At 72.2% G+C, this 25,418-nt stretch carries 24 protein-coding genes and 1 pseudogene; 12 read left to right on the forward strand and 13 right to left on the reverse strand.

The annotated features are described in order from the left end of the window. Positions 1-82 precede the first annotated feature (82 nt). From ACH4S8_RS09190 to ACH4S8_RS09205, 4 genes are all read left to right on the forward strand, one after another. Positions 83-1,711: an IS200/IS605 family accessory protein TnpB-related protein gene (locus ACH4S8_RS09190; protein WP_398392362.1), complete on the forward strand. Its 1,629-nt coding sequence runs from the start codon at positions 83-85 to the stop codon at positions 1,709-1,711. Between the two features lie 46 nt (positions 1,712-1,757). Beyond that, entirely contained in the window at positions 1,758-2,537 is a 780-nt protein-coding gene (locus ACH4S8_RS09195) for a DeoR/GlpR family DNA-binding transcription regulator (protein ID WP_398392065.1), read from the forward strand. 469 nt (positions 2,538-3,006) lie between these two features. After that, positions 3,007-4,452: a glyceraldehyde-3-phosphate dehydrogenase gene (locus ACH4S8_RS09200; RefSeq protein WP_398392066.1), complete on the forward strand. Its 1,446-nt coding sequence runs from the start codon at positions 3,007-3,009 to the stop codon at positions 4,450-4,452. A 315-nt stretch (positions 4,453-4,767) separates the two neighbouring features. After that, the gene (locus ACH4S8_RS09205; protein ID WP_398392067.1) at positions 4,768-5,538 is read left to right on the forward strand and encodes a maleylpyruvate isomerase family mycothiol-dependent enzyme; all 771 of its coding nucleotides are present in this window, start codon (positions 4,768-4,770) and stop codon (positions 5,536-5,538) included. Between the two features lie 57 nt (positions 5,539-5,595). Here ACH4S8_RS09205 and ACH4S8_RS09210 read toward each other — a convergent pair whose 3' ends face one another. Beyond that, positions 5,596-6,009 (reverse strand): MarR family winged helix-turn-helix transcriptional regulator, encoded by a 414-nt coding sequence (locus ACH4S8_RS09210; RefSeq protein ID WP_398392068.1) that lies wholly within the window; start codon positions 6,007-6,009, stop codon positions 5,596-5,598. Positions 6,010-6,094: 85 nt separating this feature from the next. Between ACH4S8_RS09210 and ACH4S8_RS09215 the strand changes: the two genes are divergently transcribed. Further along, the gene (locus ACH4S8_RS09215; RefSeq protein ID WP_398392069.1) at positions 6,095-7,633 is read left to right on the forward strand and encodes an MFS transporter; all 1,539 of its coding nucleotides are present in this window, start codon (positions 6,095-6,097) and stop codon (positions 7,631-7,633) included. A 67-nt stretch (positions 7,634-7,700) separates the two neighbouring features. Further along, positions 7,701-8,036: a DUF6332 family protein gene (locus ACH4S8_RS09220; protein WP_398392070.1), complete on the forward strand. Its 336-nt coding sequence runs from the start codon at positions 7,701-7,703 to the stop codon at positions 8,034-8,036. Here the strand turns inward: ACH4S8_RS09220 and ACH4S8_RS09225 are convergent. The 3 genes from ACH4S8_RS09225 to ACH4S8_RS09235 all read right to left on the reverse strand — a co-directional run bounded on the left by ACH4S8_RS09225 (position 7,997) and on the right by ACH4S8_RS09235 (position 10,764). Next, positions 7,997-8,662: a response regulator gene (locus tag ACH4S8_RS09225; RefSeq protein ID WP_398392071.1), complete on the reverse strand. Its 666-nt coding sequence runs from the start codon at positions 8,660-8,662 to the stop codon at positions 7,997-7,999. The genes ACH4S8_RS09220 and ACH4S8_RS09225 overlap by 40 nt on opposite strands. Then, entirely contained in the window at positions 8,659-9,897 is a 1,239-nt protein-coding gene (locus tag ACH4S8_RS09230) for a sensor histidine kinase (protein ID WP_398392072.1), read from the reverse strand. Before ACH4S8_RS09230 ends, ACH4S8_RS09225 begins: the two co-directional genes overlap by 4 nt. Positions 9,898-10,035: 138 nt before the next feature. Next, positions 10,036-10,764 (reverse strand): TetR/AcrR family transcriptional regulator, encoded by a 729-nt coding sequence (locus ACH4S8_RS09235; protein ID WP_398392073.1) that lies wholly within the window; start codon positions 10,762-10,764, stop codon positions 10,036-10,038. Positions 10,765-11,057: 293 nt separating this feature from the next. Between ACH4S8_RS09235 and ACH4S8_RS09240 the strand changes: the two genes are divergently transcribed. Then, positions 11,058-11,507 carry a nitroreductase family deazaflavin-dependent oxidoreductase gene (locus ACH4S8_RS09240; protein ID WP_398392074.1) on the forward strand — a complete coding sequence of 150 codons (450 nt, stop codon included), beginning with the start codon at positions 11,058-11,060 and terminating at the stop codon, positions 11,505-11,507. A gap of 242 nt (positions 11,508-11,749) precedes the next feature. After that, a pseudogene (locus tag ACH4S8_RS09245) lies at positions 11,750-11,869 on the forward strand (helix-turn-helix domain-containing protein); the annotation flags it as partial. Positions 11,870-11,893: 24 nt separating this feature from the next. Here the strand turns inward: ACH4S8_RS09245 and ACH4S8_RS09250 are convergent. Next, positions 11,894-13,150 carry a geranylgeranyl reductase family protein gene (locus ACH4S8_RS09250; protein ID WP_398392075.1) on the reverse strand — a complete coding sequence of 419 codons (1,257 nt, stop codon included), beginning with the start codon at positions 13,148-13,150 and terminating at the stop codon, positions 11,894-11,896. A 176-nt stretch (positions 13,151-13,326) separates the two neighbouring features. On the opposite strand from ACH4S8_RS09250, the gene ACH4S8_RS09255 reads away from it, so the two are divergent. Then, on the forward strand, positions 13,327-14,682 hold the full coding sequence (locus ACH4S8_RS09255; RefSeq protein WP_398392076.1) for a dipeptidase: 1,356 nt from the start codon (positions 13,327-13,329) through the stop codon (positions 14,680-14,682). A 222-nt stretch (positions 14,683-14,904) separates the two neighbouring features. Here ACH4S8_RS09255 and ACH4S8_RS09260 read toward each other — a convergent pair whose 3' ends face one another. The 3 genes from ACH4S8_RS09260 to ACH4S8_RS09270 form a co-directional block, all read right to left on the reverse strand. Continuing rightward, the gene (locus ACH4S8_RS09260) at positions 14,905-15,945 is read right to left on the reverse strand and encodes an NUDIX domain-containing protein (RefSeq protein WP_398392363.1); all 1,041 of its coding nucleotides are present in this window, start codon (positions 15,943-15,945) and stop codon (positions 14,905-14,907) included. A 130-nt stretch (positions 15,946-16,075) separates the two neighbouring features. Continuing rightward, on the reverse strand, positions 16,076-16,273 hold the full coding sequence (locus tag ACH4S8_RS09265; protein ID WP_398392077.1) for a hypothetical protein: 198 nt from the start codon (positions 16,271-16,273) through the stop codon (positions 16,076-16,078). Between the two features lie 175 nt (positions 16,274-16,448). Beyond that, positions 16,449-17,405: an ROK family protein gene (locus ACH4S8_RS09270; RefSeq protein ID WP_398392364.1), complete on the reverse strand. Its 957-nt coding sequence runs from the start codon at positions 17,403-17,405 to the stop codon at positions 16,449-16,451. A gap of 237 nt (positions 17,406-17,642) precedes the next feature. On the opposite strand from ACH4S8_RS09270, the gene ACH4S8_RS09275 reads away from it, so the two are divergent. Further along, complete coding sequence (locus ACH4S8_RS09275; RefSeq protein ID WP_398392078.1) at positions 17,643-18,725, forward strand: LacI family DNA-binding transcriptional regulator; 1,083 nt, start codon at positions 17,643-17,645, stop codon at positions 18,723-18,725. A 134-nt stretch (positions 18,726-18,859) separates the two neighbouring features. Here the strand turns inward: ACH4S8_RS09275 and ACH4S8_RS09280 are convergent, their stop codons facing one another. After that, complete coding sequence (locus ACH4S8_RS09280) at positions 18,860-20,164, reverse strand: DUF6986 family protein (protein ID WP_398392079.1); 1,305 nt, start codon at positions 20,162-20,164, stop codon at positions 18,860-18,862. Between the two features lie 217 nt (positions 20,165-20,381). On the opposite strand from ACH4S8_RS09280, the gene ACH4S8_RS09285 reads away from it, so the two are divergent. Further along, a complete protein-coding gene (locus tag ACH4S8_RS09285) occupies positions 20,382-21,275 on the forward strand; it encodes an endonuclease/exonuclease/phosphatase family protein (RefSeq protein ID WP_398392080.1) in 894 nt (297 codons plus the stop codon). Positions 21,276-21,331: 56 nt separating this feature from the next. On the opposite strand, the gene ACH4S8_RS09290 is transcribed toward ACH4S8_RS09285, so the two are convergent. From ACH4S8_RS09290 to ACH4S8_RS09305, 4 genes are all read right to left on the reverse strand, one after another. Beyond that, positions 21,332-22,294: an electron transfer flavoprotein subunit alpha/FixB family protein gene (locus ACH4S8_RS09290; RefSeq protein WP_398392081.1), complete on the reverse strand. Its 963-nt coding sequence runs from the start codon at positions 22,292-22,294 to the stop codon at positions 21,332-21,334. 99 nt (positions 22,295-22,393) lie between these two features. Next, the gene (locus ACH4S8_RS09295) at positions 22,394-23,179 is read right to left on the reverse strand and encodes an electron transfer flavoprotein subunit beta/FixA family protein (RefSeq protein ID WP_365733264.1); all 786 of its coding nucleotides are present in this window, start codon (positions 23,177-23,179) and stop codon (positions 22,394-22,396) included. A 228-nt stretch (positions 23,180-23,407) separates the two neighbouring features. Next, positions 23,408-23,917: a flavin reductase family protein gene (locus ACH4S8_RS09300; RefSeq protein WP_398392082.1), complete on the reverse strand. Its 510-nt coding sequence runs from the start codon at positions 23,915-23,917 to the stop codon at positions 23,408-23,410. A gap of 476 nt (positions 23,918-24,393) precedes the next feature. Further along, positions 24,394-24,807 carry a TlpA family protein disulfide reductase gene (locus ACH4S8_RS09305; protein WP_398392083.1) on the reverse strand — a complete coding sequence of 138 codons (414 nt, stop codon included), beginning with the start codon at positions 24,805-24,807 and terminating at the stop codon, positions 24,394-24,396. 75 nt (positions 24,808-24,882) lie between these two features. Between ACH4S8_RS09305 and ACH4S8_RS09310 the strand changes: the two genes are divergently transcribed. Then, positions 24,883-25,299 (forward strand): DUF4395 domain-containing protein, encoded by a 417-nt coding sequence (locus ACH4S8_RS09310; protein ID WP_398392084.1) that lies wholly within the window; start codon positions 24,883-24,885, stop codon positions 25,297-25,299. Positions 25,300-25,418 lie beyond the last annotated feature (119 nt).

Below are 25,418 nucleotides of genomic sequence, written 5' to 3' on the forward strand. Positions count from 1 at the left end.
TCTCGAATGCGTGACCTCTACGGATGATGGTCGTTGGATGGGTGACGGGCTGTTCGGTCCGGACGGGGCTGGGGTGAGCGGGTTGGGTGGTCTGAGGTCGGTGGCGGCGTCGTTCGTGGTGCCCGGCCCGTCGGGTGTCGCGGTCCGGGACCGGCTCAAGGGCCTCACCAGCCAGGACGAGAGGGTGCTGCGACTGGTCGGCGACCACCTGGGTTCACTCGCCGCGCGGGATCTGAAGGCGCGGTGCGCGGTCGGCCTGGAGCACGGCAGCGAGTCGTGGGCGGCGCGTAAGCGGGAGCTGACCAGTCTGTCGTCGTCGCGGTGGGCGGGGTCGCTGACGAAGGCCACCCATGACCAGTGGGCGCTGGCCCGGCGCGGCCAGCACGCGCACATCCGGCAGCTCGAAGCCGGAGTGGACACGATCCGGCACCGGCTGTCCCTCCCCCTCGGGGAGAAGGGTTCGAAGCGGGCTCCGGGCGGTTACCGCAGCCGGCGGGAGTGGCATGCCAAGACCCGGCGCCTGCGGGTGCTGGAGGACCGGCTGGAGCGGGCACGGGCGGACTGGGTGGCCGGTCGGGTGCGGGTGGTACGGGGCGGGAAACGACAGCTCAACACCCGCCACCACCTTCAACAGGCACAGCTCAGCGAGGAGGCGTGGCGAGCTGGATGGGAGGCGGCGCGCCGGTTTTTGCAGGCGGACGGCGAGTCCGGCAAGCGCTACGGCAACGAGACCATCCGGATCAGCCCCGACGGGCAGGTCAGCATCAAACTCCCCACCCCGCTCACCCACCTCGCCAACGCCCCGCACGGCCGCTACGTCCTCACCGCGCGGGTGTCGTTCGCGCACCGGGGCGAGATGTGGCGCGACCGCGTCGGAGCGAACCGGGCGGTGGCGTACCGCATCCACGAAGACGTCCAGCGTCGGCGCTGGTATCTGACCGCCTCCTGGACCATCCCACCCGCCCCCACCGTGCCCCTGGCCGCCGTGCGGGCTGGTGGGCTGGTCGGGGTGGACACCAACGCCGATCATTTGGCGGCCTGGCGGCTGGATGTGCACGGCAATCCGGTCGGTGCCCCGCGCCGCTTCGACTACGACCTCACGGGCACCGCCGAGCACCGCGACGCCCAGGTACGCCACGCCCTGACCCGCCTGCTGCACTGGGCCCGGCGCCATCAGTTGGCGATCGCCATCGAGGACCTCGACTTCACCGCGGAGACCAGCCGGGAGAAACACGGCCGCCGCAAACACTTCCGCAAGCTGATCTCCGGCATGCCCGTGGCCCGACTGCGCGCCCGGCTGGTGTCGATGGCCGCCGAACTCGGTGTTCCGCTGGTGGCGGTCGATCCCGCCTACACCAGCAGGTGGGGCGCCCAGCACTGGCACAAACCCCTCACCAGCAGCAAACGCACCACCACCCGCCACGACGCTGCCGCCGTGGCCATCGGAAGACGCGCCCTGGGGCACCCGATCAGGCGTCGGACGGCACCGCCCCGTACCCACCAGCGTGATGGGTACGGGCATCGGACCGTCCAGGCCCGACCGGAAACCCCAAGGCGTGAGGGACCCCGCCCCCGTGTTCCCGGACCACGGACACGATCCGTGCCGCCCGGACGCGGAACGAACGCGGGCAACCAGAACGCCCAACACCGTCCGGGGCGTTCGACTGAGCAGGAGACCTGGCAACAGGACTCACTCCCGCTCAGTCCATAGGAACGGTGCGTTAGGGTCGCGGAGGACCGAGGAACGGAGGGCCCTGATGTCGCGGGACGCCCGGTGGAAGGCGCTGCTGGAACTGCTGGTGGAGCAGGGCCGCCTGGATGTCGAGGAGGCGGCGGCGCGACTGGAGGTCTCGGCGGCGACGATCCGGCGCGACTTCGACCAGCTCGCCGAGCAGCAGATGCTCGTGCGCACCCGGGGCGGAGCGGTCGTGCACGGCGTCTCCTACGAACTGCCCCTGCGCTACAAGACCGCACGGCACGCCTCGGAGAAGCAGCGCGTCGCGAAGGCGGTGGCCGACCTCGTCACCCCGGGCGAGGCGGTGGGTCTCACCGGCGGCACCACGACGACCGAGGTGGCCCGCGCCCTCGCCGTACGCCCGGACCTGACCTCGGGTTCCCCCGCGCTGACCGTGGTCACGAACGCGCTGAACATCGCGAACGAGCTCGCCGTGCGCCCCCAGTTCAAGATCGTGGTGACCGGCGGGGTCGCCCGGCCGCAGTCCTACGAACTGATCGGGCCGCTGGCGGACGCCGTGCTCAAGCAGATCACCCTGGATGTCGCGGTGCTCGGCGTGGTCGCGTTCGACGCCGCGCACGGCGCCGCGGCCCACGACGAGGCGGAGGCCGCGATCAACCGCCTTCTGTGCGAACGGGCCGAGCGCGTGATCGTCGCCGCCGACTCCAGCAAACTGGGGCAGCGCGCGTTCGCCCGCATCTGCGCGGCCGAGTCGGTGGACACGCTCGTCACGGACACGGCGGCGGGACCCGAGACGATCCGGCGGTTCGAGGAAGCGGGGATCGAGGTCATGGCCGTATGACCTTCCCGCACCTCCCCCGGACGGTCGCCACCATGTGAGCGACAGGGCTCGACGGACGGCACCGACGCGCTCGCCCGGCCGGGATCCACACGGCCCAGGCAGCCGGTACGGGCCTGCCCGACGGCCCGTCGGAGCCGCCGCGGCAGTCGGCAGGGGCCTGCCCGACGGCACCGACCCGCTTCGCAGGGCCGGGATCCACCCGGCCGCGGCGCTCGGCACGGGCCTGCCCGACGGCTCCGACCCGCCTCGCGGGGCCGGGCGTCCCGACAACCGCAAACGCGGTCGAACACTCCTGCCCAGCGACCCTCCCGTGCGCGCCGCACGGCCTCCGAGGCCCTTCCCCGCGGGCGCCGGCCCGCGTCCCGGCCCGCGTGCGCGTGCCCCTGCCGGCCGACAGGGAGCCCGGTCGGCGATCAGAAGAGAGGGCCGGTTACCATATGAGCGCCGCCTAGCTCGAAAGATGATTCCTGTGACTGTCAACGACGACGCGTTCACCAACTGGAAGACCCGCGAAGAGATCGCGGAATCGATGATCCCGATCATCGGGAGGCTGCACCGGGAGCAGGACGTCACCGTCCTCCTGCACAGCCGCTCCCTGGTGAACAAGTCGGTAGTGAGCATCCTGAAGACCCACCGCTTCGCCCGGCAGATCGCCGGCGAGGAGCTGTCGGTCACCGACACGCTGCCGTTCCTCCAGACGCTGACCACGCTCGACCTCGGACCGTCCCAGATCGACATCGGCATGCTCGCCGCGACGTACCGGGCCGACGACCGCGGCCTGTCCGTCGCGGAGTTCACCGCCGAGGCGGTCTCCGGCGCCACCGGCGAGAACAAGATCGAGCGCCGCGAGGGGCGTGACGTCGTCCTCTACGGGTTCGGCCGCATCGGCCGCCTGATCGCCCGGCTGCTCATCGAGAAGACCGGCTCCGGCAACGGCCTCCGACTGCGCGCCATCGTCGTGCGCCAGGGCGGCGACCAGGACATCGTCAAGCGCGCCTCGCTGCTGCGCCGCGACTCCATCCACGGCCAGTTCCAGGGCACGATCACCGTCGACGAGGCGAACAGCACGATCGTCGCCAACGGCAACGAGATCAAGGTCATCTACGCCAACGACCCGTCCGAGATCGACTACACGGCGTACGGCATCAAGGACGCCATCCTCGTCGACAACACCGGCAAGTGGCGCGACCGCGAGGGCCTCTCGAAGCACCTGCGCCCCGGAATCGACAAGGTCGTCCTCACGGCGCCGGGCAAGGGCGACGTCCCCAACATCGTGCACGGCGTCAACCACGACACGATCAAGCCGGACGAGCAGATCCTGTCCTGCGCCTCCTGCACCACCAACGCGATCGTGCCGCCGCTCAAGGCGATGGCGGAGGAGTACGGCGTTCTGCGCGGCCACGTGGAGACCGTCCACTCGTTCACCAACGACCAGAACCTGCTGGACAATTACCACAGCTCCGACCGCCGGGGCCGCTCCGCGCCGCTCAACATGGTCATCACCGAGACGGGTGCCGCCTCCGCGGTCGCCAAGGCGCTGCCCGACCTCAAGGCGCCGATCACCGGCAGCTCGATCCGGGTTCCGGTGCCGGACGTCTCGATCGCGATCCTCAGCCTGCGCCTGGGGCGCGCGACCACGCGCGACGAAGTCCTGGACTACCTCCGCAACGTGTCGCTGACCTCGCCGCTCAAGCGCCAGATCGACTTCATCAGCGCCCCCGACGCGGTGTCCAGCGACTTCATCGGCTCGCGCCACGCCTCGATCGTGGACGCCGGCGCCACCAAGGTCGAGGACGACAACGCGATCCTCTACCTCTGGTACGACAACGAGTTCGGCTATTCCTGCCAGGTCATCCGTGTCGTCCAGCACGTCTCCGGGGTGGAGTACCCCACGTTCCCGGCCCCGGCGGTCTGAGCCGGAAACGATGAGCGGTTCGCCGTCCGAGCGGGCGGGACGGTGAACCGCCCGGCCACGAGGGGTGGTCGGCCGGGCCGGGGCGCCCGCCGGAGCGAGCGGGGTCGCCGTCGCCTCCGACCCCGGGTACGGGCCCGCTGCCCGGACCGCCCGCGATCGGGTTCACGGCCGACCGGCTGCTCCCCACCGGCGGCGCTCACGCGCCTCGCGGCACCGGCGGCCGCGGCCGCGCCGATCGGTTTCGCGGCGCACCGCACCGCTGCAGGGCGGCAAAAGGGCACCCGGCCGACCGCCCGCGTCGGGCACACTCTCGGCATGGAGATTCGGGAGTACGTGGAAACCCTGGACCGGGAGGGCCGGTCGCTGGCCGCCGCCGCGGAGAAGGCGGGCGTCGACGCCGACGTCGTGACGTGTGCCGACTGGCAGGTCAGGGATCTGCTGCGGCACACGGGCATGGTCCACCGCTGGGCCACCGCGTTCGTCGCCGAGGGGCACACCTCGTACCACCCCGACGGCGGCCTGCCGGACCTGGACCACGACGAACTGCTGACCTGGTTCCGCGACGGCCACCGCCGGCTCGTGGACACACTGGCCGACGCCTCGCCGGACCTTCGGTGCTGGAGCTTTCTTCCGGCGCCCTCGCCGCTGGCCTTCTGGGCCCGCCGACAGGCGCACGAGACCACGGTGCACCGCGTCGACGCGGAGTCGGCGCTCGGCGGGGAACCCACCTCCGTCGCACCGGACTTCGCGGTCGACGGGATCGACGAGTTGCTGCGCGGATTCCACGGGCGCGAGAAGAGCGCGGTCCGCACCGAAGTGCCCCGCGTGCTGCGGGTACGCGCCACGGACCGCCCGGACGCCGTGTGGACCGTACGCCTGTCGTCCGAGGCGCCGCACAGCGAACGCGGCGATCACCCGCCCACGGGCCCGGACTCCGGCGAAGCCGCGGACGTGGACTGCGAGTTGGCGGGACCGGCCGCACACCTGTACCTGGCACTGTGGAACCGCGTCCCGTTCCCGGCCGTGACGGGCGACGCCGCGCTCGCCACGCTGTGGCGGGAGAAGTCCGCCGTCACCTGGAGCTGACACCCGTCCGGTGTCCGGGCCTCCGGGACGGCCCGCGAGGCCGACCGGAGGGCCCGCTCAACCGCCGGACGCCACCCGACCGCCGGCCAGCATCCGGGCCAGCACCGCCCGCTGCAACGGCAGTACCTCGCCGTGCAGTTCGCGGCCCCTCGGCGTGAGGCAGACCCGCACGCCCCGGCGGTCCTCGGGGCACATCCCCCGCGTCACGAGACCGTCCTTCTCCAGGCGTCCGATCAGGCGGGACAGGGCGCTCTGACTGAGGTGGACCCGCTCGGAGATCTCCTGGACGCGGAAGCCCGCACCACCGTCCGCCGCGGTGCCCGCGATCAGCAGGTCGAGGACCTCGAAGTCGCTGGCTCCCAGGCCGCGCGGATGCAGCGCACGGTCGAGCTCGCAGAGGGTGCGGGCATGCACCGTCAGGATGTCGCGCCACTGGTCCACGAGCCCTCGCTCGGCATTCTCGGCCGCCATGCCCGCACCGTAGCAAAGAACCAACTTTGTTGCATCGGAATTAAATGCGCTTGCATTGAATGCATGTGCATGTACTGTCGTCGCCATGACCTCTCCGCTCACCCACCCCGCTCCGGGCCGCTGGACCCCCCGGCTGTGGGGCACCCTGCTCGTGCTCTGCGCCGCGATGTTCCTGGACGCGCTGGACGTGTCGATGGTCGGCGTGGCACTGCCGTCCATCGGCTCCGAACTGCACCTCTCCACCTCGACGCTCCAATGGGTCGTCAGCGGCTACATCCTGGGGTACGGCGGGCTGCTGCTCCTCGGCGGACGCACCGCCGACCTGCTGGGCCGCCGCCAGGTGTTCCTCGTGGCCCTCGCGGTGTTCGCGCTCGCCTCGCTGCTCGGCGGTCTCGTCGACTCCGGCCCCCTGCTGATCGCCAGCCGTTTCATCAAGGGTCTGAGCGCCGCGTTCACCGCGCCCGCGGGCCTGTCGATCATCACCACGACGTTCGCCGAGGGCCCGCTGCGCAATCGCGCGCTCTCCATCTACACCACCTGCGCCGCCACCGGATTCTCCATGGGCCTGGTCCTGTCCGGCCTGCTCACCGAGGCAAGCTGGCGGCTGACCATGCTGCTTCCCGCGCCCATCGCCGTCGTCGCCCTGTTCGCCGGCCTGAAGCTCATCCCGCGCAGCGAGCGCGAGAAGAACCACGGCGGTTACGACATCCCGGGCGCCGTCATCGGCACCGCCTCGATGCTGCTGCTCGTCTTCACCGTCGTCCAGGCACCCCAGGCCGGCTGGGGATCGGCCCGCACCCTGCTGTCCTTCCTCGCCGTCGCCGTCCTGCTCACCGTCTTCGCCCGCATCGAGCGGCGCAGCCCGAGCCCGCTGATCCGGCTCGGCGTGCTGCGCTCCGGCAGCCAGATCCGGGCCCAGCTCGGCGCGATGGCGTTCTTCGGCTCGTACGTCGGCTTCCAGTTCCTGGTCACGCTGTACATGCAGTCGCTGCTGGGCTGGTCGGCCCTGCACACCGCGCTCGCCTTCCTCCCGGCCGGCGCGCTGGTGGCGCTGTCCTCCACGAAGGTCGGGGCCGTCGTCGACCGGTTCGGCACACCCCGGCTCATCGCGGCGGGCTTCGCCCTGATGGTCGCCGGGTACGCGCTGTTCCTGCGCGTCGACCTCGCCCCGGTGTACGCGACCCTCGTCCTGCCGACCATGCTGCTGATCGGCGCCGCATGCGCCCTGGTCTTCCCCTCCCTCAACATCCAGGCGACCAACGGGGTCGAGGACCACGAGCAGGGCATGGTCTCGGGCCTGCTCAACACGTCTGTCCAGGTCGGCGGCGCGATCTTCCTGGCGATCGTGACGGCCGTCGTCACCGCGAGCTCCTCCGCCGGGTCCTCGCCGCAGGACGTCCTCGACAGCTACCGGACCGGCCTGATGGTGGTGACCGGCATCGCCCTGGCGGGGCTGCTGATCACGCTGCCCGGGCTGCGCGCCCGGCGGGCCCGGGAGACGGTCGTCGTCGCCCGGTCCGGACGCCCCGGCCCGGCCGGCCCGGCCGACCTGTCGGCTCCGTCCGGCCGGCCGGATGCGGAGCCGGGGCCCGGGCCGGAGCGGGTCGCCGTCCGCGATCGGTGACGGCCTTCGACGCGCGCGCCCGGTGGGGGTCCTTGCCCCGCCGGGCGCACGGCTGTTGACTCACGTCATGAATAACAACGGGGAGTACGAAGGCAGTTGCCGCAGCGAGCCGGACGCCGCGCCGGGGCGGCGGACCCAGGCCCGACGGGACGCCGTCACCGTCGAGATCGGATACGCCCTGGCCAGCGCGGCGTTCGTCGCGGCGGTCGCCTTCGGGGTCGTCACCGGGCCCGCCCTCGTCCTGGACCTGTCGTCCGGCGCGGTGCACGCGCTCGTCACCGTGGGCGGCGCGCTGGCCGCCGTCGTGTTCGCGCTCCGGGTCGCCACCGTGCTGTACCGCTTCCGCCAGGGGGACGCCGTGCCTCAGCCCAGCCAGCCGGGCCGCACGAGCCCCGACTCATAGGCGAGCACGACCAGTTGGGCGCGGTCGCGGGCCCCGAGCTTCACCATCGTCCGGCTGACATGGGTCTTGGCCGTGAGCGGGCTGACGACCAGGCGGCGGGCGATCTCGTCGTTCGAGAGTCCGATACCGACCAGCGCCATCACCTCCCTTTCCCGCTCGGTGAGTTCGGCCAGGGACGCGGCCGGCTCGGGCTCCTTGGAACGAGCCGCGAACTCGGAGATCAGCCGACGTGTCACCCCGGGCGAGAGCAGGGCGTCACCGTCGACCACCGCCCGCACCGCGCGCAGCAGTTCATCGGGCTCGGTGTCCTTGACCAGGAAGCCGGAAGCACCGGAGCGGATGGCCTCGAAGACGTACTCGTCGAGCTCGAACGTGGTGAGCATGACCACCTTCACGTCCCCGAGATCCGCGTCGCCGGTGATGTGCCGCGTGGCGGCGAGGCCGTCCAGCACCGGCATCCGGATGTCCATCAGGACGACGTCCGGGCGCAGTTCACGGACCGCGCGCACCGCGGCCTCGCCGTCGGCGGCCTCCCCGGCCACCTCGATGTCCGGCTGCGCGTCGAGCAGCGCCTTGAAACCCGCCCTGACCAGCAACTGGTCGTCGGCGAGCAGGACACGGATCACCGGTTCTCCTCCTTGGCCTTCCACGGCAGCACGGCCAGCACCCGAAACCCTCCGTCGTCACGCGGACCGGCCTCGATCGTGCCACCCAGGGCGGCCGCCCGCTCCCGCATCCCCGCGAGTCCGTTGCCGCTTCCGCCCGCGTCCGCGCGGGTGGCAGGACCGTCGTCGTCGATCCGCAGCCGCAGCACCCCCTCCGCGTGATCGAACCGCACCCGCGCCCGGCGCGACCCCGAATGCCGTACGACATTGGTGAGCGCCTCCTGGACGATGCGGAACGCGGCGAGGTCGGTGCCGGGGGCCGGCGCCGGGACCTCGCCCTCGATCTCGACCGTGAGACCGGCGCTCGCCGCCTGCTCGACCAGTTCGGGCAGCCGGTCGAGCCCGGGAGCGGGCGCGCGGGGCGCCTCCCCCGGTGCCCGCAGGGTGTCGAGGACCTGCCGGACCTCGCCGAGCGCCTCCTTGCTGGCCGCCTTGATGGTGGTGAGCGCCGTACGCGCCTGTTCGGGGTCGGAGTCGAGGAGCGCGAGACCGACGCCCGCCTGGACATTGATGACCGAGATGCTGTGTGCCAGCACGTCGTGCAGTTCCCGGGCGATCCGCAGCCGCTCCTCGTCGGCGCGCCGCCGGGCCGCCTGCGCGCGCTCGGCCCTTTCCCGGCTCCACTGCTCCCGGCGCACCCGCACCAGCTCCGCCAGCGCCACCACCGCAACGACCCAGGTGGTGATGACGATCTCCTGCATCCACGAAGGGGAGCGGTCGCCGGCCGGGGGCAGCCGGCGGTACAGCCAGTGGGCGACCAGGAGATGCCCCGCCCACAGCAGGCCGACCGCCGTCCAGGCCGCCCTGCGGTGCCCGGCGACCACGGCACTGAAGCAGGCCACCGCGACGGGGAGGAAGACCGGCCCGTAGGGATATCCCGCGGCCACATAGGCCAGGGCCACCGCGGCCGTGCCGAACACGACGAACACGGGGTACCGCTGCCGCCAGAGCAGCAGACCGGAGCCGACCAGGAGGAGCGCCCTGGAGAAGGGGTCCAGAGCGAGCCGGTCCCCGTGCTGGGCGTGGGCCGCGAAGCCGGAGCCGATGAGCACGAAAGCGGTCAGCAGCAGCGTGGAACGCCACGGCCATCGCGCGCGGCGCCCCTCGTCGTGCCGGCGGTCCCACCCCGGCGGCCCGTGCCACCGGCGCGGTGGACCGCCCCACGCCGGCGCCCCGGGAGTGTGCTGCTCTTCCATGGCCGTCACGCTAGACGCCCGGCCGCGACGACGGCGTCCGCCGGGCGAGGTGATCACCCGTACTCCCCACGGAGTACGACCCCGTCGAGACCCGGCCCGCGCCGGCGCCCCGTGCCGAGTGCGGTCCGCGTCCGCGGCCTACGCCGAGTGCGGCCCCGCGGCCGTCTCGCCCGGCTCCGGATACACCAGCCCCACGTCGTGCGCGAGCCGCCCCACGGCATGCCGGAAGAACGGCTCGCGGTCCTCCACGACCCGGTTGAACTGGCCGAACAGCTCGAACCCGATCAGCCCGTAGAGCTGCGCCCACGAGGCCACCAGAGCCACCACCACCTCGGGCGGCAGATCCGGGGCGAGATCGGCGGCCATCCGCTGCGCCTCGGTCTTCAGTCCGGCGGGCAGCGGTGTACGGGCCAGGCCCTTGCCCCGGTGCGCGTCCCGGACGACCCCGATCAGGAGCACCCCGACCCGGGCCGCGGACGGAACGGTCTCCTGCGGCGCGACATACCCGGGGACGGGGGAACCGTAGATGAGCGCGTACTCGTGCGGGTGCTCCAGTGCCCAGCGCCGCGCCGCCGTGCACACGGTGGTCCAGCGCTCCCGGGGTCCGGCCGCGGCCACCTCGGCGTGCGCCGACTCGGCGGCCTCGCCGAGGGAGTCGTAGGCGTCGATGATGAGCGCGGTCAGCAGGTCGTCCCGGCTGGGGAAGTAGCGGTAGAGCGCGGAGGAGACCATCCCCAGCTCACGGGCGACGGCCCGCAGCGAGAGTTTGGCGGCTCCCTCCGCGGCGAGCTGTCTGCGCGCCTCGTCCTTGATGGCCGCCGTGACCTCGATCCTGGCTCGGGCACGTGCCCCTCGCGCGGTACTCATACGGTGCAGTGTCCCACGTTTTCAGAGCAGTGCACACAAACGAGAGCGGCGATCCGAAAACAGATCGATGCTCTCCAGAGCGATCGGCGGCCACAAAGGAGATCGGCGCACAAAAACGAGAGCACTGCTCTTGCATTGAGACACCGATCCGGTGCAGACTCTTCTCGAGCGAGAGCAGTGCTCACAAAACAGATCGGCGCTCTCGCCGCACGGCCCGCAGATGCCACGCACCCCGCAGGCCCTGCACGCCCCACCCGCTCCCTCGCAGACCCCGCAGACCCCGAGAGGTAACCATGTCCACGCACGTCCAGAAGCCCGGCTGGTTCACCGTCAACGTCTTCAACCGCGCCGTCGCCTGGATCACCAGGCGCGGACTCAGCGTCTGGGGCTCGCGTGTCCTGGCCGTCCGGGGCCGCAAGAGCGGCGAGTGGCGGACGACCCCGGTCAATCTGCTCACCGTGGACGGCGAGCAGTACCTCCTCGCACCCCGCGGCCACGTCCAGTGGACGCACAACATGCGGGCGGCCGGCGGGGGCGAGCTGCGCCTGGGCAAGAAGGTCGACACCTTCACGGCCGTGGAGGTCGCCGACGACGACAAGGTGCCGCTGCTGCGCGCCTACCTCAAGCGCTGGAAGGCCGAGGTCGGCGTGTTCTTCGGCGGTGTCGGCCCCGACTCGCCCGACGAGGAGCTGCGGCGCATCGCCCCCGACCACCCGGTCTTCCGGATCACGCTCGAGAGCTGACACCGGCCGCGGCCGCCCGTTCCGGGGCTCGCGGCCGCGAGCCGGCGCCGACCGTCCCCGCTACCGGGATTCATTCGCGGTGCTCCGGCCTTCGGGCCGGGGTGAAGCAAATCCCGTGGTGACGACGCGGAGCGTCGCGGTGACATTCCGGCGGAGCCGGACCTTGCCCGGTGACGGTGACGGATCGCGCGTGTGTGTGTTCCTGGTGACGTCACGGGTTCGACATGCCTGGTGTGATCGCCGTGCAGCTTCGGTACGGCTTTCGTCTGTACCCGGACGCCGGTCAGCGGACCGCGTTGGCGAGGGCGTTCGGGTGCGCGCGGGTCGTGTTCAACGACGCGGTCCGCGGAAGGCCGGAATCCTCGCCCCTCAGGGCGAGGAGCATGTCAGTCCTGCGCCCCCTCGGCCACCGGGGGCCGCCGGTCCAGGGCGGTCAGGGCACGCCCGACCATCGGATGGGTCCGGACGATCTCCCCCAGCGTGGTGGAGCCGCGGGTGATGCCCGTGAAGGCCTTCCACACCGGGCGCAGGCCGGTGAGCCCCGCGTGGAACGTGCCCGGACGACGCTCGAAAGCCGCGAGCAGCCGCTTGCCGACGCTCATCTCGACGCCGAGCCCCGCCTTGATCGCGAAGGCGTAGTTCAGCGCCTGCCGCCGGGCGTCCACCGCGTCGTGCGCCTCGGCGATCCGCACCGCCCACTCGCCGGCGAGCCGCCCGGAACGCAGCGCGAACGAGATGCCCTCACGGGTCCAGGGTTCGAGCAGTCCGGCCGCGTCGCCGCAGACGAGCACCCGGCCGCGCGACAGCGGCGAGTCCTCGGCCCGGCAGCGCGTCAAATGGCCCGAGGAGATGGCCGGTTCGAAGCCGGCGAGGCCGAGCCGGGCGATGAAGTCCTCCAAGTACCGCTTGGTGGCGGCGCCTTCGCCGCGTGCGGAGATCACGCCGACGGTGAGCGTGTCACCCTTGGGGAAGACCCAGCCGTAACTGCCGGGCATGGGGCCCCAGTCGATCAGGACACGCCCGCGCCAGTCCTCGGCGACCGTCTCCGGCACCGGGATCTCGGCCTCCAGGCCGAGATCGACCTGGTCGAGCTTCACCCCGACATGCGCTCCTATCCGGCTGGCGCTGCCGTCGGCACCGACCACGGCACGCGCCAGGATCGTCTCTCCGCCCTGCAGGACCACGGCCACGGTGCGCCGGTCCGGCACCGCCGAACCGTGCTGCTCGACACGCGAGACGGTCGCGCCCGTGCGCAGTTCGGCGCCCGCCTTCTGCGCGAACTCGACGAGCTGCTGGTCGAACTCCGGGCGGTTGATCAGCCCGAACAGCATGTGCCGGGACCGGCGGGTGCGGGCGAACCGGCCGTCCATGGAGAAGGTGACCGCGTGCACCCGGTCTCTGAACGGCAGCTCGAAGCCGGGTGGCAGCGCGTCGCGCGAGGGGCCGATGATGCCGCCGCCGCATGTTTTGTAGCGGGGCAGTTCGGCTTTCTCCAGCAGCAGGACACTGCGTCCCGCGACCGCTGCCGCGTAAGCGGCCGAGGCGCCCGCCGGCCCCGCGCCGACGACCACGACGTCCCACACCTGCTGTTCGTCGTCCGCCGCACGCCGCTCGTCGTCCGCCGAAGAGTTCTCGCTGCTCACGTTGGTCTACTGCTCCCAGTCCAGCCGTCTGCCGCACCTGTCCCCCGCATCCTACGGCGGGCATCACCGCAGGCCGCTGTGGGAGGATCGGCAACGGATGCGTCCTGTACACCAGTCCGCATCATTCGATCATCTGTACACAGAAGTACAACGTCGCACCTACAAGGAGCGTGCCCATGTCGTCGAATCCGGTCGCGGAGACCGTCGCCTCGCTCATGCCCCGGGCGAAGGCGGAGCTCGCCGAGCTGGTGGCTTTCAAGTCGGTGGCGGACTTCGACCAGTATCCGAGGAGCGAGAGCGAGGGCGCCGCGAACTGGATCGCGGACGCGCTGCGCTCCGAGGGCTTCCAGGACGTGGCCCTGCTCGACACCCCGGACGGCACGCAGTCGGTGTACGGCTTCCTGCCGGGTCCCGAGGGCGCGAAGACGGTCCTGCTGTACGCGCACTACGACGTGCAGCCGCCGCTGGACGAATCCGCCTGGACAACGCCTCCGTTCGAGCTGGTGGAGCGCGACGGCCGCTGGTACGGGCGGGGCAGCGCCGACTGCAAGGGCGGTGTCGTCATGCATCTGCTGGCGCTGCGTGCCCTGAAGGCGAACGGCGGCGTCCCGGTGCACGTGAAGGTCATCGTCGAGGGTTCGGAGGAGCAGGGCACCGGCGGTCTCGAGCGGTACGCCGAGGCGCACCCGGAGCTGCTGACCGCCGACACCATCGTCATCGGTGACGCCGGCAACTTCCGGGCGGGCCTGCCGACGGTCACGGCGACCCTGCGCGGCATGACCCTCGTACGGGTGCAGGTGGACACCCTCGAAGGGAACCTGCACTCGGGACAGTTCGGTGGCGCGGCGCCCGACGCGCTGGCGGCGCTGATCCGCGTCCTGGACTCGCTGCGGGCCGAGGACGGCTCGACGACCGTGGACGGCCTGGCGGGCGACTCCGCGTGGGACGGTCTGCAGTACGCGGAGCAGGCGTTCCGCGAGGACGCCAAGGTGCTCGACGGGGTGGAGCTCATCGGCTCCGGCGCGGTCGCCGACCGGGTCTGGGCGCGCCCGGCCGTCACCGTGCTGGGGATCGACTGCCCGCCGGTGGTCGGCGCGACGCCGTCGGTGCAGGCGGGTGCCCGTGCGTTGATCAGCCTGCGGGTGCCGCCGGGCGTCGACGCGGTCGAGGCGACGAAGCTGCTGGAGGCGCACGTCGAGGCGCACACGCCGTGGGGCGCGCGGGTGAGCACCGAGCCGATCGGACAGGGCCAGGCGTTCCGCGCCGACACCTCCAGCCCCGCTTACGCGTCGATGGCGGAGGCCATGGCGGTCGCCTACCCGGGCCAGGAGATGCAGTCGGCGGGCATGGGCGGCTCGATCCCGCTGTGCAACACGCTGGCCTCGCTGTACCCCGAGACGGAGATCCTGCTCATCGGCCTGAGCGAGCCGGAGGCGCAGATCCACGCGGTGAACGAGAGCGTCTCGCCGGACGAGCTGGAGCGCCTGTCGGTCGCGGAGGCGCTGTTCCTGCGGAACTACGCGGCGAGCTGACCGTCCCCGTCCCCATCCACAGACACGGCCAGGGCCCGCGCCACCAGGCGCGGGCCCTGGCCGTGTCCGGTCGCCCACCGCGCGAGAACCCTTCCCGGAGGACCGGCCCGGGCACGAGAGGCTTCACGCCGGGGCACCGGCGAAGCGACGGTTCCGGCGGCCTCCGCCCCGGCCGGGCGACGGTGCCGGAAGCCTCCGCGCCGGCAGAGGTACAACCCCCTGTCAGCCGAGCGGCACTCCCGCCTCCAGGTACAGCGCCGCACCGCGCTCGCGGGCCCGCAGGGCCCAGCGGAGCCGTTCGTAGCGCACGGGCGGCATCAGGTCGGCCGCTTCCTGCTCGGTGACGAAGCGCCAGCCGCGCAGTTCCGGTCCGGGGAGCAGGAGCCCCCGGACGGCCTGTTCGTCGAGGCGGCCGCCGTCGAAGAGGAGCCGCAGACCGCCGTAGCCGGGCGGTGCGGGCGACTCCCAGTCGACGACGAGCAGCGCGGGCACCTCGTCGAGGGTGATGCCGGTCTCCTCGGTGACCTCGCGCATGCCGGCGCGGGCGGGGGCCTCTCCGGCCTCGACGACCCCGCCGGGGAACTCCCATCCCGCCTTGTACGTCGGGTCCACGAGCAGGACCCGGTCGTTCTCGTCGAAGAGGAGCACCCCGGCGGCGACCGTCTCGGCGGTGGGTTCCGGGGTCTGCACGATGTCGCACACGGGTGCCTCCCCGCTGCGTACGGCCTCGGCGACGCGCACGGCGGTGTCGTACGGGGTGAGCGCGCTGGTGTCCACGGGGTGGGCGTCGGCGGCGAGCCAGGAGAGCGCGGCCCGGTAGGGCTCGATGTGGTCGTAGGACCACTGGCGCACCCGCATCTCGCCGTCGGGCAGGTCCGGGGGCACCTCCCGGCCCGCTATCCGCTCCCGCAGGATCGTTTCCGCCGGGGCGAGGAGCACATGGCGTACGGGAATCCGGCGCGCGGCGAGACCGCCGAAGATCTCGTCCCGGTACTCCTGCCGGAGCAGGGTCATGGGGACGACGAGGACGCCGCCGAGCTCGGCGAGCAGGGCGGCCGCGGTGTCGACCACGAGCCGCCGCCAGATCGGCAGGTCCTGGAAGTCGCCGGCCTCGGCGAGGTGCTTGGCCGGAAGCAGCTGCGTGAGTGTGGCCCCGATGACCTCGGGGTCGAAGAGCGTGCTGTTCGGGATCAGCTCGATCAGTTCCCGTGCGGTGGTGGTCTTCCCCGCACCGAACGCACCGTTGATCCAGACGATCACGATTCCCCCTCTTCTGTGGCCCCCTGTGGCTTGCCCGCTCCACCCTGCCACGGAAACCAGCCGCTGATGAGGGCACCTTCACGACGACGCCGGTGCCCCCGTGGCGGGGACACCGGCACGGCACCGCGGTCCTTCAGCTGTTCCGGCCGCCGAGAGCGCCCTCGTCGGTCGCCGGGTTGTCGGTGCCGACGGGGTGATCGACCGAGCTGAGCGTGTCGTTGACGTTCAGGTCGTTCAGGGTGTCCCCGCTCAGGGAGTGGGACGGAGTGATCGCCGCGACGACGAACCCGGTGGCGAGGGAGGCGATGGCGAGCATGCTGCGCTTCTTCATGCCCGGTTCAACTACGGAGGGCGGACGGGGTCACGGGTGGACCGGACACCTTCATCCGCACATGTCCATCGGACCTGGTCCCCGCCGCGCACCGCCACCCCGCCGCGCACCGCTACCCCGGGGCGCACCGCCACCCCGGCACATCCGACACGAGCCCCGCCCCGGTGCCGCCGGCTCAGACGCGGGCCGTCGGCAGCGTGTGCGGCCTGCGGGTGAGGGCCGCCGCGGCCGCGCCGACCAGGCCGGCGTCGGTACCCATCAGCGCGGGCGCCACGGTCAGGCGGCGGACGAAGGACAGCGTCGCGTAGTCGGCCAGGGCCCGGCGCAGCGGTGCGAAGAGGACGTCGCCCGCCTTGCCCACGCCCCCGCCGATCACGGCGACGTCGATCTCGACCAGGGTCGCGGTCGCCGCGATCCCCGCCGCGAGAGCCTGTGCGGCCCTCTCGAAGGAGGCCACGGCGACCGGGTCACCGGCGCGGGCCGCCACGGCGACCGCCGCGGCCGAGGTGTCGCCGTCAGGGCCGGGCCGCCAGCCTCCCTCGAGGGCGCGGCGGGCGATGTTCGGGCCGCTGGCGATGCGCTCGACGCAGCCCCGGGAACCGCAGGGGCAGGGATCACCGTCCAGGTCGACACTGATGTGTCCGATGTGGCCCGCGTTTCCGGTGGGGCCCGCGTGGAGCTGCCCGTTCAGGACGAGCCCGCCGCCGACGCCGGTGGACACCACCATGCACAGCGCGTTGTCGTGGCCCCGGGCGGCTCCCTGCCAGTGTTCGGCCGCGGTGATCGCGACTCCGTCGCCGATCAGCTCGACGGGGAGTCCGCCCGCGGCCTCGGAGGCCCGCTCGACCAGCGGGTAGCCCCGCCAGCCGGGGACGTTGACCGGGCTCACCGTGCCCGCGGAGGCGTCCACCGGACCGGCGCTGCCGATACCCAGCGCCGCGGCCCTGCTCCAGAGCGGGGAGACGGTCAGCTCACCGATGACGTCCTCGACGGCGCGCATCACGGTGCCGCCGTCCTCCTTGGCGGGCGTCGGGCGCTGCGCGCGCAGGAGAATCCGGCCCTGGCCGTCCACCAGCGCTCCGGCGATCTTGGTGCCGCCGATGTCGAGCGCGGCCACGAGGTCGGTGTGCATCAGAGTCAGGTCTCCCATGGGGTGTCGTGACGGGCCCGCCGCGCCGCGGGTCCGGGGCCTTCGGCCGGGAACCGGCGGAACCGGGCCCTGTCGTACGCGGCGCGGAGCGCGCCGGCGGACCACGGGGACCGTACGCCCTGGGGAAGACGCAGGCCGGAGATTGCGGTGGACAGTGTCTCCCGCATCTGACAACGTTGTCCAGGCTCTATGCTCGACGCCACATCCTCATACAACCCCATGGACCTACGCATCCCCGTGGACGACAGGACAGGACAGCACATCGTGGCCGAGAGCGCCCGCCGAGCCGAGAACCGCTACGGAAACCGTCCGACCATGAAGGACGTGGCGGCGCGTGCGGGAGTCGGGCTCAAGACGGTGTCCCGCGTGGTCAACAGCGAGCCCGGGGTCACCCCGGACACGGAGCGGCGCGTCCAGGAGGCCATCGAGGCTCTGGGCTTCCGCCGCAACGACAGCGCCCGGGTGCTGCGCAAGGGCCGTACCGCGAGCATCGGGCTGGTCCTGGAGGATCTCGCGGACCCGTTCTACGGGCCGCTGAGCCGCGCGGTGGAGGAGGTGGCCCGCGCGCACGGAGCCCTGCTGATCAACGGTTCCAGCGCGGAGGACCCGGACCGCGAGCAGGAGCTGGTTCTCGCGCTGTGCGCGCGCCGGGTGGACGGGCTGGTCGTGATCCCGGCCGGCGACGACCACCGCTATCTGGAGCCGGAGATGAAGGCGGGCGTCGCCACGGTCTTCGTGGACCGCCCGGCCGGGAGGATCGACGCCGACGTCGTGCTGTCGGACAGCTTCGGCGGCGCCCGGGACGGCGTCGCCCACCTGATCGCCCACGGCCACCGCCGGATCGGTTTCATCGGCGACATGCCCCGCATCCACACCGCGGCCGAGCGGCTGCGCGGTTACCGGGCCGCCATGGAGGACGCGGGTATACCGGTCGAGGACGACTGGATGTCCCTCGGTGTCACCGATCCGCAGCGGGTGCGCAAGGCGGCCGAGGACATGCTCTCCGGTCCCTCGCCCGTCACCGCGGTCTTCGCGGGCAACAACCGTGTCACCGTGACGGTCGTCCGGGTCATCGCCGAGTGCGGCCGCCCCGTCGCCCTCGTCGGCTTCGACGACCTGGAGCTCGCCGATCTCCTGCAGCCCGGGGTCACCGTCGTGGCGCAGGACGCCGCCGCTCTCGGCCGTACCGCCGCCGAACGGCTCTTCCGCCAGCTCGACGGCAACCTCATAGCCCCGGAGCGGATCGAACTCCCGACCCGGCTGATCACCCGCGGCTCGGGGGAACTGCCGCCGGCCCCCTGAGCCACGGCGGCGGGGGGCGGGGGGGCCGGGGGGGGCGGGGGCCGGGGGGGGGGGGGGGGCCGGCCGCCGCCGAAGGCCCGCGCGCTCTTCGCGGGGGCCGCACGGGACGGCGGATCGCCGTCCCGGTCGTGCCGCTACCGGCCCGACACGGTGAGATCCCCCCGCCGCGGCGCCGCGAAGCCCTCCAGTTCGTGCCGTGTCAGCCCCGAGGTGCGGGCCACCTCGGCCGGGTCCAGGGCGCCGCAGTCCAGGCCGCGCAGGAGGTAGCCGCTGAGGGCCTTGGCCGTGGCGGGCTCGTCCAGGACGTCGCCGGGGGCGTGGCCGGCGTAGCGGGAGAGACGGGCCGCGGCCTGTTCGTAGCCCTCGCGGTAGAAGGCGAAGACGGCCGCGTAGCGGGTCGGCAGGTGGGCGGGGTGCATGTCCCAGCCCTGGTAGTAGGCGCGGGCCAGGGCGCGACGGGTGAGGCCGTAGTGCAGGCGCCAGGCGTCGTGGACCTTCTCGGTGGGGCCGACGGGCAGGACGTTGGTCGAGCCGTCCGAGAGGCGTACACCGGTGCCGGCGGCCGCGACCTGCATGACCGCCTTGGCGTGGTCGGCGGCCGGGTGGTCGCTCGACTGGTGGGCGGCGGAGACGCCGAGGCAGGCGCTGTAGTCGAAGGTGCCGTAGTGCAGTCCCGTGGCGCGGCCCTCGGCGGCCTGGATCATGCGGGCGACGGTGGCGGTGCCGTCGGTGGCGAGGATCGCCTGGCTGGTCTCGATCTGGATCTCGAAGCCGATGCGGCCGGGTTCCAGACCGCGGGCCTTCTCGAACTCCTCCAGAAGCCTGACCATGGCGGTGACCTGCTGCGCGTACGTCACCTTGGGCAGGGTGAGGACGAGTCCGCCGGGCAGGCCGCCCGCCTCCGCCAGGCCCGTCAGGAAGATGTCGAGGGTGCGGATGCCCCGGTCGCGGACCGGCGCCTCCAGGCATTTCATGCGGATGCCCGTGTACGGGGCCGCGGTGCCGTCCGCGTACGCCTCGGCGATCAGCCGGGCCGCGCGGGCCGCCGCCGCGTCCTCCTCGGCGTCCGGACGCGGGCCGTAGCCGTCCTCGAAGTCGACGCGCAGGTCCTCGACGGGTTCGCGCTCCAGCTTGGCCCGTACGCGGTCGTACACGGGCCCGGCGAGTTCGTCGGCCAGACCGAGGACGGCGGCGAAGGACGCTGCGTCGGGGGCGTGTTCGTCGAGGGCGGCGAGGGCTCGGTCGCCCCAGGTGCGGACGGTGTCGGCGGCGAACGCGTCCGCGGGGACGTACACGGTATGGACGGGCTGCCGGGTACCGGGGTCTCCTGGGTAGCGGCGCTCGAGCTCGGCGTCCACGGGGGCGAGGAAGGCGCCGACCGCTTCGTTGACGGCGCCCGACAGGCTCGTCGCGACCTTCTCCTGCTGATCCTGGCCCATCCGGCACCCTCCCGTTTTCCGCAGTACGGAATCAACAATCCGTTGAAGGAAGCTATCCGGCACGCTTCCCGCGGGTCAACACCCCGTGGATCGCGGGACACTCCACGGCCCTGCCGCGTTCACCGCCGTCCCGGTCCCCTCGGGCAGACTTTCCGGGTTCCTTCCTTCCCCTCCGATGGTGCGCGCCCCGTCCCGACCCGCGACCGAAGGAGCACGCGTGCCCGATTCCAGCAGACCGACCCGCCGTACCGGGCTGAGAAACGCGGTGGCCGCCGCCGTCGCCCTGCCCCTGCTCACCACGGCACAGGCCTCCGCCGGCCGACGCCCCCGCCCCCGTCTCGACGTCATGACCTACAACCTGCGCTTCGCGAGCACCGTGGAGCCCAACAGCTGGGCGGCGCGCCGTCCGGTGATGCGCGACCTGCTGCGCCACGCGTCGCCCCACGTCATCGGCACCCAGGAAGGCCTCTACCGGCAACTGCTCGACATCGAGGCCGACCTCGCGCCGCACTACGCGTGGATCGGGACCGGCAGGGAGGGCGGCAGCCGCGACGAGTCCGTGGCGATCTTCTACGACACCCGGCGGCTGGCCCCGCTCGGGCACGACACGTTCTGGCTCTCGGACACCCCCCGGGTGATCGGCTCGAACACCTGGGGCGCCACGCTCCCCCGGATCGCCACCTGGGCACGCTTTCGCGACCTGCGGGACGGCGGGCGGCGGTTCCACGTCCTGAACACCCATCTGGACCACGCGAGCCAGTACGCGCGGACCCGGGCCGCCTCGCTCGTCGCCGAGCGGATCGGGGAGTTCGACCCGTCCGTGCCGTGCCTGGTGACCGGCGACTTCAACGTGCCCGCGCACCGGAACGAGGTCTACGACATCCTGCTGGGCGCCGGACTCACCGACACCTGGGACACGGCGGCCTCGCGGAGCGGGCTCTACGCGACCTTCCACGGCTACGCGCCGCTGACGCCGGACGGCGACCGCATCGACTGGATCCTCGCCGGTCCCGGCGTCACGGTGCACCGTGCGTCGATCGACACGTTCTCGCGGGGCGGCCGGTTCGCGAGCGACCATCTGCCCGTGCGGGCGTCACTGACCCTGGGATGAACGAAGGCCCCCGCGACCTGTTCCGGTCGCGGGGGCCTCGTACGGCTCTTGGGGGATCAGCCCTTGCGGGCCTTGATCTCCTCGGTGAGCTGCGGGACGACGTCGAAGAGGTCGCCGACCACTCCGTAGTCGACCAGGTCGAAGATCGGCGCCTCGGCGTCCTTGTTGATCGCCACGATCGTCTTCGAGGTCTGCATGCCGGCGCGGTGCTGGATGGCGCCGGAGATGCCGGAGGCGATGTAGAGCTGCGGCGAGACGGACTTGCCGGTCTGGCCGACCTGGTTGGTGTGCGGGTACCAGCCGGCGTCGACCGCGGCACGCGAGGCGCCCACGGCGGCGCCGAGCGAGTCGGCGAGGTTCTCGATGACCGAGAAGTTCTCGGCGCCGTTGACGCCACGGCCGCCGGAGACGACGATCGCGGCCTCGGTCAGCTCGGGGCGGCCGGTCGACTCGCGCGGGGTACGGGCGGTGACCTTGGTGCCGGTGGCCTTCTCGGAGAAGGTGACCGCGAGGGCCTCGACGGCACCGGCGGCCGGGGCGGCCTCGACGGCGGCCGAGTTCGGCTTGACCGTGATGACCGGGGTGCCCTTGGCGACACGGGACTTGGTGGTGAAGGAGGCGGCGAACGCGGACTGCGTGGCCACCGGACCCTCGTCACCGGCCTCCAGGTCGGTGGCGTCGGTGATGATGCCCGAGCCGATGCGGACCGCGAGGCGGGCCGCGATCTCCTTGCCCTCGGCGGAGGACGGGACGAGCACGGCGGCCGGGGAGACGGCCTCGTACGCGGCCTGGAGCGCGTCCACCTTCGGCACGACGAGGTAGTCGGCGTACTCGGCGGCGTCGTGCGTGAGGACCTTCACCGCACCGTGCTCGGCGAGCGCGGTGGCGGTGTTCTCGGCACCGGAGCCGAGGGCGACCGCGACGGGCTCGCCGATGCGGCGGGCCAGCGTCAGCAGTTCGAGGGTGGGCTTGCGGACGGCACCGTCCACGTGGTCGACGTAGACGAGAACTTCAGCCATGGGAATGCTCTCCTGCGGATTGCGAAGTCTGAGGGGCGGTAAGCGGGGTGGGCCGTGGCCGCGGAGACGGTCCGGGGGCGCGCCCCGGACCCTCGGCGACTAGATGAACTTCTGGCCCGCGAGGAACTCAGCGAGCTGCTTGCCGCCCTCGCCCTCGTCCTTGACGATCGTTCCGGCGGTGCGCGCCGGACGCTCGGTGGCGGAGTCGACCTTGGTCCAGGAACCCTCGAGGCCGACCTCGTCCGCCTCGATGTCGAGGTCGGACAGGTCCCAGGACTGCACCGGCTTCTTCTTGGCCGCCATGATGCCCTTGAAGGAGGGGTAACGCGCCTCGCCCGACTGGTCGGTGACCGACACGACCGCGGGGAGGGAGGCCTCGAGCTGCTCGGAGGCGCTGTCGCCGTCGCGGCGGCCCTTGACCACGCCGTCCTCGACGGAGACCTCGGAGAGCAGGGTGACCTGCGGGACACCGAGACGCTCAGCCAGCAGCGCCGGGACGATGCCCGCGGTGCCGTCGGTGGAGGCCATGCCGGAGACGACCAGGTCGAAGCCGGCCTTCTCGATCGCCTTGGCCAGCACCAGCGAGGTGCCGATGGCGTCGGTGCCGTGCAGGTCGTCGTCCTCGACGTGGATGGCCTTGTCGGCACCCATGGACAGAGCCTTGCGCAGCGCGTCCTTGGCGTCCTCGGGACCGACGGTCAGCACGGTGATCTCGGCGTCGTCCGCGTCCTCGGCGATCTGCAGCGCCTGCTCGACGGCGTACTCGTCGAGTTCGGACAGCAGGCCGTCCACGTCGTCACGGTCGACGGTCAGGTCATCGGCGAAGTGCCGGTCGCCAGTGGCGTCGGGCACGTACTTCACAGTGACAACGATCCTCAAGCTCACGCCGGCTCTCCTACTGCATCGTCATTTCTGGGCTGCCTTCTTTCAGGCAGCATAGGCGCCTGAAGCGGCCGATCCCGGTCGGGGCGACCCGCGCTCCGAACGAAATATTACTCACCAGTACACCCAGCGGGCGCACACTAAGCAAGCGCTTTGGACTGTGACCTTCGCAACGCTGTGTAACCGGCGAGTAGAACCGGCGAGTAGCAACGCCTGCGCCGGCCTGCGGGTTCAGTCGCGCAGGCCGTTGAAGCGGCCCTGGTGGTACAGGAGGGGGCTGCCCGCGCCCGAGTGATCACCCTGCACGACCTCCGCCAGGACGATGCGATGGTCTCCCGCGGGGACGCGCGCGACGACGCGGCACACCAGCCAGGCGAGGACGTCGTCGAGCACGGGAACTTCTTCGGGGCCTTTACGCCAACGGGTGGGCGCGCCGAACCGGTCGGCGCCGCTGCGGGCGAAGGTGGCGGCCAGCTCCCGCTGGTGTTCGCCGAGCACATGGACGCCGACATGGCCGGCCTCGGATATCGCGGGCCAGCTGGAGCCACCGGTGCCGATGCCGAACGAGACGACCGGGGGCTCGGCCGAGACCGAGGTGAGCGAGGTGGCGGTGAAACCGACGGGACCGCGGACCCCCGAGGCGGTGATCACGGCCACACCGGCCGCGTGCCGCCGGAACACGGAGCGCAGCAGATCCGGCGAGGCGGGCCGTGGGGTGCCGAGGCCGGGCGTGGCCGTCATGGAGCTGTCCTTCTGCGAGAGCCGACGTGGGGTTCCGGCCACGCGGGCGGAACCGGGAACGGGAGACGGTCCTTGGCCGGTCAACAGCCCGGACCGCGCGTGCCCGTGGCGCGGGGCGGATCCGTGTCGGAGAGCTCGGGAAGAAGGCTGTGCGGTGACATACGGTCAGGCTGACGAGAGGCGGCAGGCGCAGTCAAGGGCGTACCGGCATGTGGGAGATGACTCACCATGATCGCCACCGGCCTGACGACCTTCCCGACCGGCGACCGAACGGCCTCCCCGGCCGCCGGCCGGACAGCTCCCCCGGACTCCGGCCGGACGACTTCCCCGCGCCGGTCAGACGGTTTCTCCGACCACCGGTCACACGGCTTCCCGAGCGCCGGTCGGACCGCCCCACCGAGCGCCGGTCGGACGACTTCCCCGCGCCGGTCGCACAGCTTCCCGACCACCGGCCGGACGACTTCCCCGAGCACCGGTCAGACCGCTTCCCCGAGTGCCGCGATGACGTCCGCCTTGCGCGGCTGCCCGGTCGCCCGCCGCACGATCCGCCCGCCGGTGTCGAGCACGAGCACCGTGGGCGTCTTGAGGATGCCGAGATCGCGTACGAGGTCCAGGTGGTCCTCGGCGTCGATCTCCACGTGCGACACGCCGGGGACCATGCCGGCCACCTCGCCCAGCACCCGCCGCGTGGCCCGGCAGGGGGCGCAGAAGGCGCTGGAGAACTGCACGAGCGTGGCCCGTTCCCCGAGGGCCTGCCCCAGTTCCGCCGCGCCAAGCCGCCTTCCGCCGTCGCGCCCGCTCACCCGTACCCTCCCGCTCCGCCGCCGGTGCAGCACTCCGTAGACGCTCGCCGCCGCGAGCACCGCCAGGCACATCACAAGACCGTTCATCTCCTGCACAAGCATTCACGAGACCGCAAAGATTCCCGGGGCCTCCAGGCACCCCACATGCGGAATGCTTGATTCATGGACATCGACACAAGAGGCCCGCGGTTCGGCGCGGCGGTGACGGCCGTCGTGCTGGCGGTCACGCTGATCACCGGCAGCGTCTGGCTGCTGGCATGGCAGACCCTGGCGTTCGCCCTGGGCGCCGCGGGCGGGGTGGCGCGCTCGCCGTACGGCTGGGTCTTCCGGAAGGCCGTACGGCCGCGGCTCGGCCCTCCGACGGAGTTCGAGGCTCCCGAGCCGCCGCGGTTCGCGCAGGCGGTCGGGCTCGGCTTCGCGGTGGTGGGTCTGATCGGCTGGACCGCGGGACCCGCGTGGCTGGGGTCGGCGGCGACCGCGTGCGCGCTCGCGGCGGCGTTTCTCAATGCCGCGTTCGGGTACTGCCTCGGATGCGAGATGTACCTGGTCGTACGGCGTGTGGCGGTACGCGTAAAGTAAAGATGCGTTAAAACCCCGAGGTGGATCAAGGGGGCGACGTGACGAGGATCTCGCCGTTCCACGGCACCAGGGCTGGCCACCCGTCCGTTCTTCGGGCACGATCTGCGCATTGCCGTAAA

The sequence above is a fragment of the Streptomyces sp. NPDC021080 genome (assembly GCF_044333225.1).
Classification (GTDB): Bacteria; Actinomycetota; Actinomycetes; order Streptomycetales; family Streptomycetaceae; genus Streptomyces.

Coding starts and splice junctions, on each gene's coding strand:
- ACH4S8_RS09195 (WP_398392065.1), top strand. CDS start 1,758: ATGTCGCGGGACGCCCGGTGGAAGGCGCTGCTGGAACTGCTGGTGGAG.
- ACH4S8_RS09205 (WP_398392067.1), top strand. CDS start 4,768: ATGGAGATTCGGGAGTACGTGGAAACCCTGGACCGGGAGGGCCGGTCG.
- ACH4S8_RS09210 (WP_398392068.1), bottom strand. CDS start 6,009: ATGGCGGCCGAGAATGCCGAGCGAGGGCTCGTGGACCAGTGGCGCGAC.
- ACH4S8_RS09215 (WP_398392069.1), top strand. CDS start 6,095: ATGACCTCTCCGCTCACCCACCCCGCTCCGGGCCGCTGGACCCCCCGG.
- ACH4S8_RS09220 (WP_398392070.1), top strand. CDS start 7,701: ATGAATAACAACGGGGAGTACGAAGGCAGTTGCCGCAGCGAGCCGGAC.
- ACH4S8_RS09230 (WP_398392072.1), bottom strand. CDS start 9,897: ATGGAAGAGCAGCACACTCCCGGGGCGCCGGCGTGGGGCGGTCCACCG.
- ACH4S8_RS09235 (WP_398392073.1), bottom strand. CDS start 10,764: ATGAGTACCGCGCGAGGGGCACGTGCCCGAGCCAGGATCGAGGTCACG.
- ACH4S8_RS09240 (WP_398392074.1), top strand. CDS start 11,058: ATGTCCACGCACGTCCAGAAGCCCGGCTGGTTCACCGTCAACGTCTTC.
- ACH4S8_RS09255 (WP_398392076.1), top strand. CDS start 13,327: ATGTCGTCGAATCCGGTCGCGGAGACCGTCGCCTCGCTCATGCCCCGG.
- ACH4S8_RS09265 (WP_398392077.1), bottom strand. CDS start 16,273: ATGAAGAAGCGCAGCATGCTCGCCATCGCCTCCCTCGCCACCGGGTTC.
- ACH4S8_RS09270 (WP_398392364.1), bottom strand. CDS start 17,405: ATGCACACCGACCTCGTGGCCGCGCTCGACATCGGCGGCACCAAGATC.
- ACH4S8_RS09275 (WP_398392078.1), top strand. CDS start 17,643: ATGGACCTACGCATCCCCGTGGACGACAGGACAGGACAGCACATCGTG.
- ACH4S8_RS09280 (WP_398392079.1), bottom strand. CDS start 20,164: ATGGGCCAGGATCAGCAGGAGAAGGTCGCGACGAGCCTGTCGGGCGCC.
- ACH4S8_RS09290 (WP_398392081.1), bottom strand. CDS start 22,294: ATGGCTGAAGTTCTCGTCTACGTCGACCACGTGGACGGTGCCGTCCGC.
- ACH4S8_RS09300 (WP_398392082.1), bottom strand. CDS start 23,917: ATGACGGCCACGCCCGGCCTCGGCACCCCACGGCCCGCCTCGCCGGAT.
- ACH4S8_RS09305 (WP_398392083.1), bottom strand. CDS start 24,807: ATGAACGGTCTTGTGATGTGCCTGGCGGTGCTCGCGGCGGCGAGCGTC.
- ACH4S8_RS09310 (WP_398392084.1), top strand. CDS start 24,883: ATGGACATCGACACAAGAGGCCCGCGGTTCGGCGCGGCGGTGACGGCC.